General features: G+C 37.7%; 17 protein-coding genes and 1 riboswitch. Of the genes, 2 read left to right on the top strand and 15 right to left on the bottom strand.

The annotated features are described in order from the left end of the window. Positions 1 to 23: 23 nt before the first annotated feature. Positions 24 to 123: riboswitch (purine riboswitch) on the bottom strand. A gap of 132 nt (positions 124 to 255) precedes the next feature. Next, entirely contained in the window at positions 256 to 870 is a 615-nt protein-coding gene (locus AB1K81_RS14825; RefSeq protein WP_412977449.1) for a DUF2179 domain-containing protein, read from the bottom strand. 97 nt (positions 871 to 967) lie between these two features. Here AB1K81_RS14825 and AB1K81_RS14820 point away from each other — a divergent pair, with 97 nt between their 5' ends. After that, positions 968 to 1402, top strand: coding sequence for an Hsp20/alpha crystallin family protein (locus AB1K81_RS14820; protein ID WP_412977448.1), 435 nt, complete (start codon positions 968 to 970; stop codon positions 1400 to 1402). A gap of 108 nt (positions 1403 to 1510) precedes the next feature. On the opposite strand, the gene norA is transcribed toward AB1K81_RS14820, so the two are convergent. Further along, entirely contained in the window at positions 1511 to 2695 is a 1185-nt protein-coding gene (gene norA, locus AB1K81_RS14815; protein WP_412977447.1) for a multidrug efflux MFS transporter NorA, read from the bottom strand. Positions 2696 to 2811: 116 nt separating this feature from the next. On the opposite strand from norA, the gene AB1K81_RS14810 reads away from it, so the two are divergent. After that, entirely contained in the window at positions 2812 to 3639 is an 828-nt protein-coding gene (locus AB1K81_RS14810) for a MerR family transcriptional regulator (RefSeq protein ID WP_412977446.1), read from the top strand. Positions 3640 to 3723: 84 nt separating this feature from the next. Here the strand turns inward: AB1K81_RS14810 and AB1K81_RS14805 are convergent, their stop codons facing one another. The 13 genes from AB1K81_RS14805 to AB1K81_RS14745 all read right to left on the bottom strand — a co-directional run bounded on the left by AB1K81_RS14805 (position 3724) and on the right by AB1K81_RS14745 (position 16899). Further along, on the bottom strand, positions 3724 to 5223 hold the full coding sequence (locus AB1K81_RS14805) for a class I adenylate-forming enzyme family protein (protein ID WP_412977445.1): 1500 nt from the start codon (positions 5221 to 5223) through the stop codon (positions 3724 to 3726). Positions 5224 to 5469: 246 nt separating this feature from the next. Beyond that, positions 5470 to 6213 carry a 3-oxoacyl-ACP reductase FabG gene (fabG, locus tag AB1K81_RS14800; RefSeq protein WP_412977444.1) on the bottom strand — a complete coding sequence of 248 codons (744 nt, stop codon included), beginning with the start codon at positions 6211 to 6213 and terminating at the stop codon, positions 5470 to 5472. A gap of 22 nt (positions 6214 to 6235) precedes the next feature. Then, the gene (phaZ, locus tag AB1K81_RS14795; RefSeq protein ID WP_412977443.1) at positions 6236 to 7144 is read right to left on the bottom strand and encodes an intracellular short-chain-length polyhydroxyalkanoate depolymerase; all 909 of its coding nucleotides are present in this window, start codon (positions 7142 to 7144) and stop codon (positions 6236 to 6238) included. Positions 7145 to 7156: 12 nt separating this feature from the next. Beyond that, positions 7157 to 8167, bottom strand: coding sequence for a 3-oxoacyl-ACP synthase (locus AB1K81_RS14790; protein WP_412977442.1), 1011 nt, complete (start codon positions 8165 to 8167; stop codon positions 7157 to 7159). A gap of 15 nt (positions 8168 to 8182) precedes the next feature. After that, positions 8183 to 9175, bottom strand: a complete 993-nt coding sequence (locus AB1K81_RS14785; RefSeq protein WP_412977441.1) for a branched-chain amino acid ABC transporter permease — start codon at positions 9173 to 9175, stop codon at positions 8183 to 8185. 5 nt (positions 9176 to 9180) lie between these two features. Next, the gene (locus AB1K81_RS14780) at positions 9181 to 10041 is read right to left on the bottom strand and encodes a branched-chain amino acid ABC transporter permease (RefSeq protein ID WP_412977440.1); all 861 of its coding nucleotides are present in this window, start codon (positions 10039 to 10041) and stop codon (positions 9181 to 9183) included. Between the two features lie 12 nt (positions 10042 to 10053). After that, complete coding sequence (locus AB1K81_RS14775) at positions 10054 to 10761, bottom strand: ABC transporter ATP-binding protein (RefSeq protein ID WP_412977439.1); 708 nt, start codon at positions 10759 to 10761, stop codon at positions 10054 to 10056. Then, entirely contained in the window at positions 10745 to 11512 is a 768-nt protein-coding gene (locus tag AB1K81_RS14770; RefSeq protein WP_412977438.1) for an ABC transporter ATP-binding protein, read from the bottom strand. The genes AB1K81_RS14775 and AB1K81_RS14770 overlap by 17 nt, the downstream gene beginning before the upstream one ends. A gap of 607 nt (positions 11513 to 12119) precedes the next feature. Beyond that, positions 12120 to 13316, bottom strand: a complete 1197-nt coding sequence (locus AB1K81_RS14765; protein WP_412977437.1) for a substrate-binding domain-containing protein — start codon at positions 13314 to 13316, stop codon at positions 12120 to 12122. A gap of 80 nt (positions 13317 to 13396) precedes the next feature. Next, the gene (locus AB1K81_RS14760; protein ID WP_412977436.1) at positions 13397 to 14395 is read right to left on the bottom strand and encodes a 3-oxoacyl-ACP synthase; all 999 of its coding nucleotides are present in this window, start codon (positions 14393 to 14395) and stop codon (positions 13397 to 13399) included. After that, entirely contained in the window at positions 14382 to 14804 is a 423-nt protein-coding gene (locus AB1K81_RS14755; RefSeq protein WP_412977435.1) for a MaoC family dehydratase, read from the bottom strand. The genes AB1K81_RS14760 and AB1K81_RS14755 overlap by 14 nt, the downstream gene beginning before the upstream one ends. After that, the gene (gene menE, locus AB1K81_RS14750) at positions 14801 to 16300 is read right to left on the bottom strand and encodes an o-succinylbenzoate--CoA ligase (protein WP_412977434.1); all 1500 of its coding nucleotides are present in this window, start codon (positions 16298 to 16300) and stop codon (positions 14801 to 14803) included. Before menE ends, AB1K81_RS14755 begins: the two co-directional genes overlap by 4 nt. A 14-nt stretch (positions 16301 to 16314) precedes the next feature. Next, positions 16315 to 16899 carry a TetR/AcrR family transcriptional regulator gene (locus AB1K81_RS14745; RefSeq protein WP_412977433.1) on the bottom strand — a complete coding sequence of 195 codons (585 nt, stop codon included), beginning with the start codon at positions 16897 to 16899 and terminating at the stop codon, positions 16315 to 16317. Between the last annotated feature and the right edge of the window lie 25 nt (positions 16900 to 16924).

Here is a 16924-nt window from a genome sequence, read left to right as displayed (position 1 = left end):
TCACGAAATATATCATTGAATACCAATGACTCATCTTCCCTCATAGTCCAGCATTTACGGTGCCGGGTAGAGACTTCAAGGCCATATTCCAAGAAATATATGAGGGTCCGTATTCATTTGTCGCTTTTAGCATAACAAAGATACTATCGATGGTCAATTAAAAAATCGAACGTTTTTTCAATATAAATAATTAATGTTCGGTTTTATGCGTTATTTCGTATAAATACGGACAATCCCTTTCTTATATTGAACGTTTTACTCATATTTAGAATCAGAGACACCATCATTCCCAGTAGCATTTTCTGATTGAGTAACTGGTTTTTTCCTCGGATTAAGTAAGCGTCCTTTTCTAACTTGCTTCACCCAGAATCCTCCATGAATTTGCTTCGGTTCATACGATATGATAAAGGCTTTTGGGTCAATTGTTTTTATTTCTTCATACAATCTAAGCTCATACTTTCTTGGGGTTAAAATTTGCATAGATAACCGGTCCCCGTCCATTCCGTAAGCAGACCAACTCGTTACCCCATATCCTTTTTCCCTAAGTCTTCGAGTAAAGTTTAAATCTGGATTACCAGAAATAACATTCACCGTGATGTAACCGAGGGCAAGCTTTTCTTCAATGATTGAACCAACTACTACCCCAATTCCATAACCAAGGGCATAGGCAATTACATTTTGAATCTCATTTAAGTTATCTAAGACAAGGCCTAACCCAAAAATATACACAACGATTTCAAACATACTAACAAAACCCGCAACATAGCGCCGTCCTTTTAACGTTAGAATCATTCGAATCGTAAACATAGACACGTATATAATATTAATAATCAGAATGATAGCTACCATCATTAGTGCGTTTTCAAGCAATCAAATAACCTCCTAGTTTCTTATCATTAGGCATACACCCATTTATTAGAATTTGCATATAGTATGACTATCATACTGTAAAAAATGAGGTGTTGTCATGGATCCATTTCAACAAATGTCAGATTGGAAGCGAAATTTGGATCACTTCTTTGGCGAGCAGTTTTGGGATCAGTTTGAAGGGATCCTTAAACCAACCATTCCCCAAATCAATCTATATCAAACGGACAATGAACTATTATGTATTGCGAGTATACCAGGTTTAATGAATATGGAGAAAGTAGATATCTACGTAGATTATGCTACATTAGAACTTCGCGGAACGATTGATATTGGTCAAAGTAGTGGTACTGTAGTAAAAGAAGAAATTTTACAGGGGGTTTTTGAACGGAAAATATCCCTTCCTTTCCCAGTTCGTTCGGATAAAATAAAAGCTACTTATAGTAATGGATTACTTTATGTGCAATTGCATCGGTTAATTTCTGATTCTAGTCGGAAAAATCGGGTGAAGGTGGAGTTGTTGGAGGAAAAATAGTTCTAATTAGCCCGAAACTTCTTTCATCTAAGATAACTGATTGAATCATAACCGCTCCAGAAATCATAGTAAATTCCGGAGCGGTTAGATACATTATCATAATTTTCATCATTTCGAAACCCCACTAACTATTCTCTTTTCTGGTTGTTTCCAAAATAATGATAATACGATTCCAATTGCCATTATGATAGTAGCGAAATAATATGGATAATCAATATCGATATCAAATAAAAAGCCGCCAACAATTGGACCAAATATATTCCCTAAGCTAGTAAACATGGAGTTCATTCCTCCAACAAAGCCTTGTTCCTTCCCTGCGATATTGGAGAGATATGATGTTATTGCTGGACGGAATAAATCGAACCCTACAAACACAATAAAGGTTACAAGTAAAATGGAAAGATATGATTGGACAACCGTCATCATGTAAACAAGTACCCCAGATAACAGTAAACTGTATTGAATTAGCCTAATTTCTCCTAACATCCTAGTTAGTCTATCAAATAGTACAATTTGTGATATTGCCCCGAATATTGCACCCCCGGTAATAACAATAGCAATATCTGTTGGAGTAAATTGAAATTTATGATCTACGAATAAGCTAAAGAAGGATTCGAAAGCTGCTAGACCAAATGAAGTAATAAAAATTAGCACAAACGAAATGAAATACATCGGTGTAAATAAACGTTTGAAGCCAACTTTTTGTTCAAATTCTTGCTCTTCCTCAAACTCTTCCACGCGTTTCGGCTCAGTTAATAATATTATAGATAGTATAGCCGCAAACGTACCTAGCCCTCCTGCAAAGAAAAATGGTACTCGAATTCCGAAGTCAGCAAGAAATCCCCCAATTCCTGGACCGATGATAAATCCTGTACTAATAGCTGCAGACATATACCCTAATGCTTTCGGACGCGTATCTTTTGTCGTAATATCTACAATAAACGCGGTTACAGCCGGCATAATGAAAGCAGCACTAATTCCACCTAATATACGAGAAACGAATAATACTTCTATTTCCTTTCCCATACCAAATAAAAATTCTGAAAAACCGAAAATAAATAACCCGATAACAATCATTATTTTTCTACCGAATTTATCAACTGCTTTTCCTGCGAATGGGGATACTGCTAATTGTGCTATCGCAAATGCTGCAGTAAGATAGCCAACTGTCTTACCTGTAATCCCCAATTCATTCATTAATGAAGGCAATACTGGAATAACTAATCCTATACCTAAAAAGGCGATAAATAAATTTAATAATAATAACCATAAGGTGACTTTATTTGTTCGCATGTTTATAATCTCCCTAACCTTATTTCTCATAGTCATATTCATCATGCTTTATCTGTTTACAACTAAATATCCTAATGTATATAGTAACTATATAGTCAAGAGTGGAGATGAAAATAATGAGTAAAAAAAAGAAATATTTGAGTTCAGGTGAGTTTGCCAAACTTTGTAAAGTAAATAAACAAACCCTTTTTTATTATGATCAGATTGGGCTTTTATCCCCTGTATTGAAAAATGATAAAGGATATCGTTTTTATTCCATTCACCAATTAGAATTGTTTATGGTGATTGACTTGTTAAAAGATTTAGATATGCCACTTAAAGATATACAAAACTACATGAACAACAAATCACCTGAACGTTTTTTGGATTTGATGTATCAAAAGAAAGAAGAAGTTGTAAAGAAGCGTCAAGAGATAGAAATGAAGGAAAAAATTATTGAAGCGAAAATAGAATTAATGGAAGAAGCAGCGAAAACCGATTTTAATCGAATAACGTTAACACCATTACCAGAAGCAACACTTTATTTAAGTAGAAATATTGAAAACATATCAAATGAAGAATTTGTAGAAGTTGTTTCTGATTTCATCGATGAGTTATACATATCCAATCTAGATTCCGGATATCCAATCGGAGTCATAACGAAAAAGGAGCACATCTTAAAGGGAGAATATACAAATTATAGTTATTTATATATTGAGCAGCCTACCCCTAAGGAAGGTCACCCATATTTTAAAGCTGTTAAGGGGGATTTTCTTATCGGCTACCATGTTGGGGATGTCTCAACGGTCAACCTCACATACAAACGGCTTCTTACCGAAATGGAGCGTTTAAATTTAACTTTAGGTGATTATGTGTTTGAAGAATACATATACGATTCGATTGTGAAAAATCATGAGGGAGAATATGTCACAAAAATTATGGTGCATGTCCAGCAAAAAGTTTAATTAAATGGAAACTCACACAGCAATAGTTATACTGTGTGAGTTTATTAGTAAGAGTAAGGACTAATACAACAAAGCTCCAATCTATTACAAGGTTGTGCTATTTTTAATAACCTTTTTCCTCAATAATCCTTTATCTATTTTTCCAACATGTGTTTTCGGTAGTTCACTTAGGAAATAAAACTTCTTAGGAACTTTATACCGAGTTAGTTTTTGATTACAATATGCTATTAACTCTTCCTCCGTTAAGTCCCCCTTTAATGAAACAAATCCCGTCACGATTTCACCCCATTTTTCATCAGGTAAACCAATAACAGCTGCCTCATCAATTAAGTCATGAGCTTCTAGCCAATGTTCAATTTCTAGTGGATACACATTCTCTCCACCGGAAATAATCATTTCTTTCTTGCGCCCTACGATGTACACATAGCCTTCTTCATCTTGCTTAGCAAGGTCACCTGTATGGACCCAACCGTCCTTCAAGACTTCTTTCGTTTCCTCCGGCTTATTCCAGTAATATTCAAATGAATGGTGACCCTTTAGGATAAGTTCCCCAACTTCATTTTCTCCTGCAAGTGAACCATCATCCTTCACAATTTTAATAGTATTAAATAGCATCGGCTTACCGACTGAACCAATTTTACGAATGGTATCTTTTGGATCAATGAAAAAATTATTCGGCCCTGCCTCTGTTAATCCATAACCTTCTTTAAAAGCAATCCCCTTTTCCCAAAAGGCATCATAAATCTTATGTGGACAAGGAGCTCCACCAGAAACAAACACTTTCATATTCGGAAAACTCGCTTCTTGAAATTCCTTCGTTTGAATAATCATATGGTACATCGTTGGGACAAATAGCACGACCGTACATTGATATTTCATTAAGTCTTCGACCGCTTTTTTTGGCTGAAAATCAGGAGATAGAACTACCTTTCCCCCAGCTAATAATAAAGGCAGCGTATACACATTTAGTCCGCCTGTGTGGAACATCGGAGTGGTAATTAACGATACATCATCTGCACCGAGGTCCCAGCTTACAATTGTATTTAAAGCATTCCATAATATTGAGCGATGAGATAAAACAACACCCTTTGGGCGCCCTGTCGTTCCCCCAGTATAAATCATGGCAAGTGGATCCTCTTCCTTCATTGCCACTTCAAAAATATGTTGTTCATAGTTCAGCGTTCTATAATAATGATTGTCATCGATATGAATGATATCTGCATCCAATCCAGTTTGTTGTAATTTATCCAAAAACGACGGTGCCGTTCCTATTATTTTAGGCTTAGAATCTTCTATGACATAGGTCAATTCATCCGTACTTAATCGCCAGTTTAATGGGATAAAAATCGCCCCTATCCGCATACAAGCAAAAAAGAAATCTAAATACCCAATATGATTCGGCGCTAAAATAGCAACTCGATCACCTTTTTTAACTCCCTTTGTTAAAAAGAAATTTGCTATTATATTCGTTCTTTCATGAAGTTCTTTATAAGTCCAAGAATCATCCGTCATAGCATCTACAACTGCTTGCTTTTCTGGAGATATATTGACTCTACTCTGTAACCAGTCCAAATTCGCATGCATCCGTATCCCTCCACATTCTATTAATAGTTTAGGAAATTGGAGTTACATGACGGTTACAGATTCCCTTTTGAGGCTAAAGACCCGAAGTTTGTTGGATTTGACCCGAAGTTTTTGTTGCTTCACCCGAAGTTGAATCGATATGACCCGAAGTTTTCACAATTACCCATGAAGATACTCCTCTGCACTTTCTTAAACAGCAAAAAAGGCGTAGGATTCTCATCCAAACGCCTTAAACCATAAGTCCAATTACATCATAATTCCGCCATCCACATGCAACACATGTCCATTCACATAATCCGACTCATCTGATGCTAGAAATAGATACGCATTTGCGATATCTTCAGGTTTCCCTAGTCGCTGCATCGGTACCATTTCCTTCATCTTATCAATCACTTTATCAGGCATTGCAGATACCATTGCAGTCATAGTAAAACCTGGTGCAACGGCATTTACATTAATTCCCTTTCGCCCTAATTCTTTCGCCCATGTTTTCGTCATCCCAATTAGTCCTGCCTTCGCTGCTGCATAATTCGTTTGCCCGACATTTCCATATGTCCCTGTCACAGAGGAGGTATTGACAATTTTACCCTTCCCTTGTTCAACCATGGATGGTAATACCGCCTGGGTACAATTAAATACCCCAGTAAGGTTTACATCGATTACTTGTTGAAACTGCTCTAGTGTCATTTTTGATAGCATCGCATCTCTCGTAATTCCGGCATTATTAATTAAAATATCAATCTTACCGTATTCAGCTAAAGCTTTATCCACCATCGTATCGACACTTTCACGATCAGCAACGTTTACTTGGACAAACTTACACGTAATCCCTTCTTCAAGTAAATTCTTTTCACTTTCTATACCCTTAGCTTCATCAAAATCAGCAATAATAACTTTCGCGCCTTCATGACCAAATTTACGTGCTGCCTCAAACCCTATTCCACCTGCTGCTCCAGTAATAATCGCTACCTTATCTTGTAATCTACTCATTTATTAAACTCCTTTTACTGTTTTAATTCACACTAGTAACACTAGAGAAAAACTCTTCCATAACACCGATTAACAGATTTAAATCATCAATTAATGGAGAATGTCCACACCCTTTTAACTCTTTATAAACTGCCTTGTCACCAAAGTCTTCCCGGATTTCTTCCGTCATTTGTTTCGTAACGACTAAATCATTCTCACCCCAGGCAATAAGGACCGGAATGTCGATATCTTTCACACGGTCTTCCCCTTCTGTTAACCCATTATGAACTGAGCTGATGTTAAAGATGTTAAGTGCATGGTAAACTTCTGCTAGATTACGCTGTGTTGTCATATCCTCTAAATACTTCTGATAGCGTTCTTCATCTGGCTTATTATCCGTATAAATGACCATATCCCAAGTTTGACGAAGCAAATCATAGTTTTTCGAATCATATGCTCCTTGAACAGCGAGACGCTTACTGTCCTTAAACATATCATCTAATGTTTGAATTCGGTTGTTAACGTCGGGCATACCGTCTTCACCTAATGGGTAATAAGCATAACCACGGGTAGAGCCAGAGGCAAGAAGGAATAATCGATTACATAACCCTGGATGATCAACACAAAATTGCATACAAACCGTTCCACCTAACGACCATCCTACAAGGGCAAAATCTTTAATCCCAATAATATCTACCCACTGTTTTACATCATGTGAGAAATCTTTAATAGCAGTAATCTGATTGTGATAGCTAGATTCACCGAACCCTCTTAAATCCACTGCATAAACTTTATACTGTTCTGATAAATTTTCGATTACTAAATCCCAATGAACAGAAGAGGTCATATTTCCATGTACTAACACAACGATGTCCTCTCCACCGTCACGTTCCCGATAAGCAAATTCCTCACCATTTGGTAGACTTACTTTTTTGAGCACGACATTTGCCATTAGTGATCCTCCTTATTCTCCCCACTTTATAATATTTGCCCCCCAAGCATAGCCAATGCCTGCAGAGACTAACACCACAATATCTCCTTGCTTCAACTTGCCTTGCTCTTCCGCTAATTCTAGTGATAATATTTGGTCCATCTGCCCAATGTGACCATAATCTTCTAGATATATAGATTTATCATGATCCACCCCAAGTTGGTTTAGCACATATAAATGCGCTGACTTTTTCATATGAAGCATCGCAACATAACCGATATCTTCTTTTGTATAGCCGCTTTTATCAAGCGCACGTTCAATACATGTTATAAAATTTTTCATCGATTTAAGCTCAAGCCGTTCCTTCATACCAGAGGGATTGAGAACATCTAACTGATACAACCCAGCCTCTAATGTTTCTTTTGTGATTGGATTTTTCGTCCCACCAGTTGTGACATAGACATCTTCAGAAAAGGAACCGTCAGTAATGATATGCGAATCTAGTAGTTGATTGGCATGATGGCCTTTTTGCAAAATTATAGCACCACCACCAGCTGCTAAATTGAACATAAATCGAGTTCTAGGATTCTTGTAATTTATGAAGTCAACATTGCGATACCCGCCTGCAAGAAGTACTGTATTTATGCTAGGGTCTGATTTCATCATATCTTTTGCAACCTTTAGCCCCATAATCGTCGTTCCACATCTTAATGCTGTATCAAATGCCCATGCATGTACAGCACCAACTTCATGCTGAAGCTTAATTCCAGCTGTCCATAAAGGATATTCCTTATGCTCTTCACCGATATAAATGACAAGATCAATTTCTTTCGGGTTTATACCCGCTTTTTCAATTGCACGTTTGGCGGCAAGGATCCCCATTTCGGCTGTATGATCATCTTTACTAGGAATAGGCTTTTCTTTTATTCCCATCTTTTGTTCTACAACTTCAACAGGAATTCCTGCCTGATCTGATATTTCTTTTGCCGTCATTCTATTTTCTGGAAGATAAACACCTGTACTAACAATTCCTATCGACGCCATCACTTCACCCCCTACTTAACTAGCCTTCTCCTCAATAGTCACTTTCTTTTTCGAACGTCCTGCAAACTTCTGCCTAAGTGTTCCAACAATTCCTAGCGGGAAGAAAATTACAACTAGAATATAGACTGTTCCGTAAAGAATAATCCAACGCTCAAAAACCCAGTGAACATTCGCAAGTCCTGATATCCAATGATGTGCTAACTCAATAAGTGCTGCACCAAGAATTGGACCAACAAGTGTACCGACACCACCAATGATTGTCATCAATAGAACATCAATTGTCATATCTGTATGAAACACACTTGTATTAACAAAACGAAGTGACAGCATATATAAAACCCCAGCGAAGCTTGCTACAACACCAGCTACGATACTGACTAACACTTTATAGTGGAGTACTTTAAATCCTAAGGACTCGGTACGATTTTCATTTTCCCGAATTGCAACTAAAACTCTTCCGAACGGTGAATTGGTTAATCTTCTTAGTCCAAAGAAAATTAATACTAAACAAATTAAACTTACAATATATAGAGTCGTAGAATCCCTTATCAATTCCGGCACTTTAATCGTAAACCCGTCATTTCCTTTTGTAAGTGAACGCCATTTTTCTGCTGCTACTAAGAATAATCCAGCAAAAGCTAGGGTTAGCATCGCATAGAAATGACTCTTCAATCTTAAAGTTAACACGCCAACGATAAAGCTCACTATTCCAGCAAACAATACCGAAACTACAATCGCTAATAGTAACGCTCCAAAACTAGCATCAAAACGATCCATAAAAATAGCCGTTGTATAAGCACCAATTCCAAAGAACATCGCATGACCAAATGAAATGATTCCTGTATAACCGAGTAGAAGATCATAGCTCATCGCAAAAATTGCGAAGATAAAGATTTGGGTAATCATGAATTGGACACTTCGACCTGTTAAAATAAATGGTAAAATGAGCAAGATTGCTGTAACACCAAGATAGATTAAATTACTTTTTGACATACTTCGTAATACCATGCCCCTCACCCCTTCACCTTAAATAATCCCTGTGGTCTAAAGATTAGTACTATGGTCATAATTAGCATGTTTACTGCAAGTGATAATGCAGGCACATAATAAGCCATATATGCTTGTGCCAAACCGACTAATAATGCTGCAAATAATGAACCTGTAAAGCTTCCCATACCACCGATTACAACTACAATAAAGGCAAGGATAGAAAACTCTAGTCCCATTTCTGCATAAATTACACTTGAGTATCCAGCATGTAACATACCACTTAGTGCAGCAAGTGCAGCTCCTACCATGAAGACTGCCATGAAGACAAAACGTATATTAATTCCAAGTGTTTGAACCATTTCACGATTCATAACACCTGCCCTAACAATTAAACCAATACGTGTTTTCCTCAGAATCAGGAATATGGCTAGAAAAAGAACGATTCCCACCACTATTATGAACAAACGGTATTTTATTAGTGTTATATCACCTAGTTGAAAACTCCCTTCTAACCATGCTGGAGGATAAACCGCTTTTTGATCTGGTCCGAAAACAACCTTAATTAACTCTTGTAAAACGAGCATAAATCCTAACGTAATCAATATTTGTTGAATATGATTCCCATAGACCGGTCTAATAATAAGTCGTTCCGTTATAAGTCCTAGCACTAACCCTGTTAAAATAGCTAAAATAATTCCTAAAAAGAAACTATCTGTTAATAGATAGATCCAAACTCCAGTATACGCACCCCAGATAAATAATCCTCCGTGTGCAAAGTTCAACACGCTCATCAAACCAAATATTAGTGTTAATCCCGCAGCAAGGAGGAATATTAACATACCTGTTGCAAGTCCATTGACTGTTAAGCTAACAATTAAGTCCATGTCATTTCCTCCTTAAGATACACCAAGGTATTTTTTCATTAATGCTTTGTCTTCCTTTAATTCTCCCATCAAGCCATTGTGAACTGTTTGGCCATCATCAATAATGTAAAACTGATCGCCAATTTTACTTGCCATCATAAAATTTTGCTCCACTAGTAGAATAGTCGTTTTTTCTTTCATTTGGAGAATCGTTTCCATTACCTTTTCTACTATAATTGGCGCTAGCCCTTTACTAGGTTCATCAATCAGGAGTAAATCATTTTCATTCACATAAGCACGCGCTATAGCTAGCATTTGCTTTTGCCCACCACTTAACTGACCACCCGGCTTTTTCCAAAACTTCTTTAAATCTGGAAACAATTGAAGAATCCACTCTAATCGCTCTGTTGTTTCCTCGTCCTCACGCTTCATCGCAACTCGTAAATTTTCCCCAACAGTTAAATCCTCAAAAATCCCTTGGTCTTCAGGTACGTATCCAATTCCTTTATTGGCAATTAAATGAGGCTTCAAATTGGGTATATCCTCATCCTTAAATGTTATGGAACCTTTTGATACAGGGTTTAAACCCATAATTGTTCTTAATGTAGTCGTCTTTCCAGCACCATTCCTTCCAAGTAGAACGGTAACTTCTCCTTTTGGTACTTCGAAGCTAATATCATGTAAAATATGAAATTGTTGTATAAATGCCTCCACCTGAGAAAGCTTAAGTAAACTGCTCATCGTACATTCCTCCTAGATATGCGGATTGGACCGTTTCGTTTTCTACTATTTCATCTGGAGTACCTTTGGCAATTAATTCTCCGTGGAATAGTACAAGGACTTCATCGGATAAGTCCATAATCATATCCATCTTGTGTTCAATTAATACAATTGTTCGATTCTCTTCTGCCTTAATATGTTTAATCACCTCAATAATGGCCGGTACTTCCTCAAGAGACATACCTGCTGTCGGCTCATCGAGTAATAGAATTTCTGTTTCTAACGCCAACAACATCGCAATTTCTAGCTTTCTTTTTTCCCCATGTGCTAGATTAGCTGCTACATAGTCCGCCCTATCGTTAAGTAACACTAAATCCAATATGGCATGAGCCTTTTCTTCAAATTTCTTATAACGCAAGAAGTGTTTAAACATTTGGTACCGCACGTTTGCTTGAGATTGAACAGCTAGACGAACATTTTCTAGTACGGTTAAATTAGGAAATACATTGGTAATTTGAAAGGATCTCCCAATTCCAAGTCTCGTTCTATCCGTTGCGGATTTTTTCGTAATATCTTGATTTTTAAAGAATATGGAGCCCTCGGATGGAGATAGTTGACCACTTAGTAGATTGAAAAAAGTAGTTTTGCCAGCACCATTTGGGCCGATAATGGATGTGAATTTTTTTTCTGGGATTTGAACGGTTACATGATTAACGGCAACATGACCGCCAAAATTAATCGTAAGGTCCTTTGTTTCTAGTATGAACGTCATATAGCTCCTCCTTTACTGTTGATAAGGGAACAACCCTCGCCAAGTGGCAAGGGTATCCCATGATTTTTTTATGTTGCATTGGATGCGGTGGGTCCTCGCGATTCTCAAGTTTAGTACGGCGACACCCACCTGGTCCGGTGAGTACTCTCTGATGTTCGGCGTTTCGTGAACTGGGTTCGGTAATTTCTAACCAAGGTTCGGCGAGTTTCAATCTTAGTTCGGCGAACCCCACCTAGTTCGGCGAGTTCGGGCTGATATTCGGCATTTCTCCAACTCGGTTCGGTAATTTCTGGCCAGGGTTCAGCGACTTTCATACCTAGTTCGGCGAACCCCACCTGATTCGGCGATTTCAACTCAGTGTTCGGCGTTTCGTGAACTGCGTTCGGTAATTTCTAACCAAGGTTCGGCGTTTCTCAAGCTTAATTCCGCGACACTCACCTGGTTCGGCGAGTTCGGCTCAGGGTTCGCGGTTCGTGAACCGGGTCCGATAATTCCTGGCCAAGGTTCAGCGACTTTCATACCTAGTTCGGCGAATCCCACCTGATTCGGCGATTTCAACTCAGTGTTCGGCGATTCGCGGACTGAGTTTGGCTACCCTACACACTCTCTATTGATTCAATATTGGTGGTGCTGTTTCTTCTGGTGTTAATACACGTTTTAATACTGGTACAGGAAAGTCAAATTCGTCACTTTCCTCTAATGTTACAGAATACATTTCTTGTAATGCTTGATGATCCTCTTCACGGAAAGTCATCGTACCCTTAGGCGTTTCGAAACTCATGCCTTCCATGGTTTCAATTAAGACATCTGCCGTTGTATCTCCGTCTGTCTTTTTAAGCGCTTCCACAATTGCGATTGCTGCACTCATTCCTCCAGCGGTAAATAGGTCTGGAACTTCCCCATACTCTTCTTGATGAGCTTCAATTAACCAATCATTTACATCATTGTCTGGTAGAGAATGATAATATAATGTAAATCCTTCCATACCTAGTAGTGGAGTCATAGAAGGTAGTGTTGCTAAATCGGCCACTCCAGTTGTTACCATAATTCCATGATCTTGTACTTTCATATCAACGATTTGATTCCATGGTGTATTAGCACCTGCCCAAACGACATAGAGATAGTCTGGTTCCGCTTCAATAATCTTCTGTATGTTCGCTGTAAAATCAGTCGCAGCTTGATCTGCGTATTCTTCTAAAACTAATTCCGCTCCTAATTCTTCTGCCGCTGCAATAAATGCTTTTGCACCATCATGTCCGAATGAATAATCTGGAGCTAATGTCGCAATTTTAACTCCTTCTCCAGCAACTGCTGCAGCCGCTGCTGCTGCATCTTGGGATGAGTTTCTAGCTGTTCTAAAAATATAATCATTGTATTCAGAGCCTGTAATACTGTCTGCCGCTGCTGGCTCTACAACCATAATTTTTTCATACTCTTCCGCGAGCGGTGTAACGGCTAAAGTATCACCTGAACTTGAAGAGCCCATTAGGATATCGACTTTCTCGTCATCAAGTAATGCTAGCGCTTTTTGGCGAGCTATTTGTGGATCTGTTTCTGTATCCTCAATAATAAATTCAATTTTCTTCCCAGCAACCTCCATTGTTCCATCTGTTGCATATTCAAGGCCTAATTCAAATCCTCTTGTCGTTTGCTTTCCATAGGATTCTAGTGCCCCTGTCATGGAAGCTAGTACGCCAATTTTAATTGTATCGTCAGAATCTCCAGATGCACCGTTACCACAAGCAGCTAAAAATCCGACTAAAAGCAATGTAACCATAATGCCAATTGTTCGTTTCAAATTCATAAACATGTTCCCCCTCATAATTTGGAAATATTACTTAAAACAAATCATAACTTCATGTAGTTACAGTAAAGTTACAAACTCTAATTTTGCCATCTAACAGCCGTTGCAGCCCATGTATAGCCTGTTCCTGCAGATACAAGAACAGCTAGTTCACCCTTTTTCAGTAACCCCCTTTTTCCCGCAAAATATAGTCCATAACAGGGATCTAGTGCTGACATATGTCCATGATGTGTTAAATAGATTGCTTGATTTTCTGTTAATCCTACTTGTTGCATAATCTCGGTGAACATTGATTTTTTTGTATGTAGTGGTAGAAGTAGTTTTAAATCTTGAAGAGAGGCTCCACTTTTTTCTAAGGATTCCTTAATGACTTTTACAAAGTTGGGGACGGAAACTGGATCTAACCGTTCTTTCATGCTGAGTGGGTCAGGTACATCAATATAGTGCATTTCTTTTTCTACAACATCATAACTTGTTGGATTTACAGAACCTCCTCCTGGAACTAAGACATCCTTACTAAAAGATCCGTCTGTCATAATGGAGGAACCTAGTATTTCACTTTTCGTTGCATTTCTCGTTATTAGTGCTGCTGCTCCCCCATCCGCAAAATTAAACATAAAACGAGATCTTGGGTTCTTGTAATTAACAATTTGCGATTCCTTCGATCCACCTACCAGTAAAATGTTTTGAATACTAGAATCGGATACTAACATGTCTTTAGCTACTTTTACTGCTAATGGAAAACAAGAGCTTACATTCATCATTTCAAAGGAATAAGCATTCTTCGTACCAAGCTCGTGTTGTATTTTAGATGAAGCCGTCCATACTTGATAATCCTTATAGGGACTACCAAAATAAATCACAACATCAATGGATGCTGGATCAATCTCTTGTAAAATTTCCTTTCCGGCAGCAATTGCTAAATCAGAAGCGTGCAAATCATTTGGTGCTATCCTCTTTTCATATAGACCAAACTTCTCTTTAATAACATGTTCTGGAATAGTTGTCTTCTCTTCTAATGCCCTTGCTGTTTCAATTATTTCAGGCTCATAAATGCTTACCTTCTCAATCCCTATCACGTTTTATCATCTCCTTTGATAGTTTCATGACTCCTTCTCCATCCAGAACTATTTCTCCATTTTGGTTCATACAAGTTGTTTGAACGGTAATTAGTCGTCTATCCTCATCAAGTTTTATTACCTCACCACGAGTAGTAATCGTATCACCAATGTATACCGGCTTAGTAAAATTCAAAGTTTGTGATACATAAACAGAACCAGGCCCAGGAAGGTGCATACCGAGTAACCTAGACAGAAAGCTTGCGGTTAAAATACCATGACTAATTCGTTCGCGGAAAAATGTTTGTTTAGCATATTCCTTATCGACATGGATTGGGTTATAATCTCCACTTAAACCTGCAAATAAGACAATATCCGTTTCTGTTACTGTTCTTGTGAATTCAGCTTTCTGGCCAATTTTATATTTCATATTCTTCCCTCTCTTGTTAGAAGATTTAGTAGAGCTTTTTTATCAATCTTTCCCGTAGCGTTTTTCGGTAAATCTTCAAGTATCGTAATTTGTTTCGGTATCTTGTATCTTGCTAGTTTAGTAGAACAGTAGTTTATAATCTCATTTTCAGTAATATCTATATCAATATTGAGAGAGACAAAAGCTACGGGGACTTCTCCCCATTTTTCATTCTGCATGCCAACAACTGCTGCTTCATTAATTGCAGTTAGCTCCTTTAGCACTTGTTCGATCTCTAAAGGATAAATATTTTCCCCACCAGAAATAATCATGTCTTTCTTGCGACCAGCTACATATACAAAACCTTCCTTATCCTGTCTCATTAAATCACCGGAATAAAACCAACCATCACGTATAGCCTCTTTCGTTTTTTCTGGTAAACCCCAGTACTCTTTCATAACATGTGGCCCCTTGATGAGTAACTCTCCTATTTCTCCTCTTGGAACAGGATTCCCATTATCATCAACAATGGCAATATCACAAAACATAACTGGTTTGCCTATTGAGCCTATTTTTCTCTTATAATCTTCTTGAACTAGCATAAAAATAGTAGGGGAAGTTTCCGTCATGCCCATTCCTTGTCCAAATGGTAAGCCCTTATCCAAATATGCTTCAATCAATTCCTTAGGGCACGGAGCACCTCCACTATAAAACCAGCGAACCGTTTTAAAATTTGCTGATTCAAATAATGGATGTTTTCGGATGGCATCATGTATTGTAGGAACACCCATCACGATGGTAACCTCATATTCTTCTATCATCTCAATAGCCTGTTTAGGATCAAATTTAGACGGAACTACTACTGTCCCCCCCGCCAAAAGAGCTGGGAATGCAAATAGTCCAATACCTCCAATATGAAATAACGGTAAAAGCACAATTACATTATCATTAGAAGTAATATCGATAGCGTATTGATTGTTTAACGCATTCCAAAACATATTATCCTGGGTTAAAACCGCTCCCTTAGGTCTCCCAGTAGTTCCTGATGTATAACAAATGATAAATGGGTCCTCTGATGTGTTCACACTAGCTTCTATCAATGGTTGCTCAACTATTTCAAAGGGCTCATCAAAATAGTAAGCGTTTTCAAAATTAACATAGTTACACACCTCATCGTATAGCTTAGCAGTTCTACTTTCGTAAAGAATGATAGTAGCACCACTATCTTTTATTTGGAATTCTAATTCCTTTGCAGTCAACCTAACATTCAGTGGAACTGCAACAAGACCTAGCTGGGCAATTGCAAAATATGTAATCATGTACTCTACTCGATTTTGAGAAAGGATTGCTACCCGGTCTCCCTTTTGTAAATGAAAGTGGTGTTGAAGTAATGTTGCCATTTGATTGACTTTATTTGATAATGCTTTGTACGTATAACTCTCTTTTTCTCCTATTAATGCAATTCTATCTGGTGTAATAAAAGCCCTTTTATGAACCCAGTAGGAAATAGGCTTCATTCCAATAACCCCTCCTAATTATTGATACCGTTAAATATAATTTCCATTGCTTCATCAAAAACATGATCTGGTACAGTTTCTTTCTCCCAGAAAACCCAACGCATTCCAATAAATTGACCAATCCCCATGAAGCAATACGCAACCGTTTCTGGATTTAATGGTTTACATTCTTTCTTATCAATCGCCTCTTCTATTGCTTTTATAAATCCTTCGGCAATCTTTTCATAATACCAACGATAAAGGTTCATATCGACTAAAACAGATTGTTGTACGATACTATATAAATTGCGATGATTGGTTAGCCATTCAAAGAATGCAACATATCCTGCACGTTGTTTCGCTTCAAAGGAAGTTTCCTTTTCCATTGCTACTTTAATTTGGTGACGAAAACTGGAGCTTAGTTGCCGAATTAATTCTTCAAACACTTCTTTTTTTGTTGAAAAATAGTTATAATAAGTCCCTTGCGCTACACCAGCTCTTAACGTTATTTCAGCAATGGATGTTTCAAAATATCCTTTCTCTCCAAAGATATCCTCTGCTGTATCTAATATCTTTTGCCTCGTCATTAGCCCTTTTCTTGTTAATTTAATTTCTGACATATGAATCACCTCTCACTTTTTATAT

It is taken from the genome of Ornithinibacillus jepli (assembly GCF_047228935.1).
Lineage (GTDB): Bacteria > Bacillota > Bacilli > Bacillales > Amphibacillaceae > Ornithinibacillus.
This window is presented reverse-complemented; position numbering and strand designations above follow the sequence as displayed.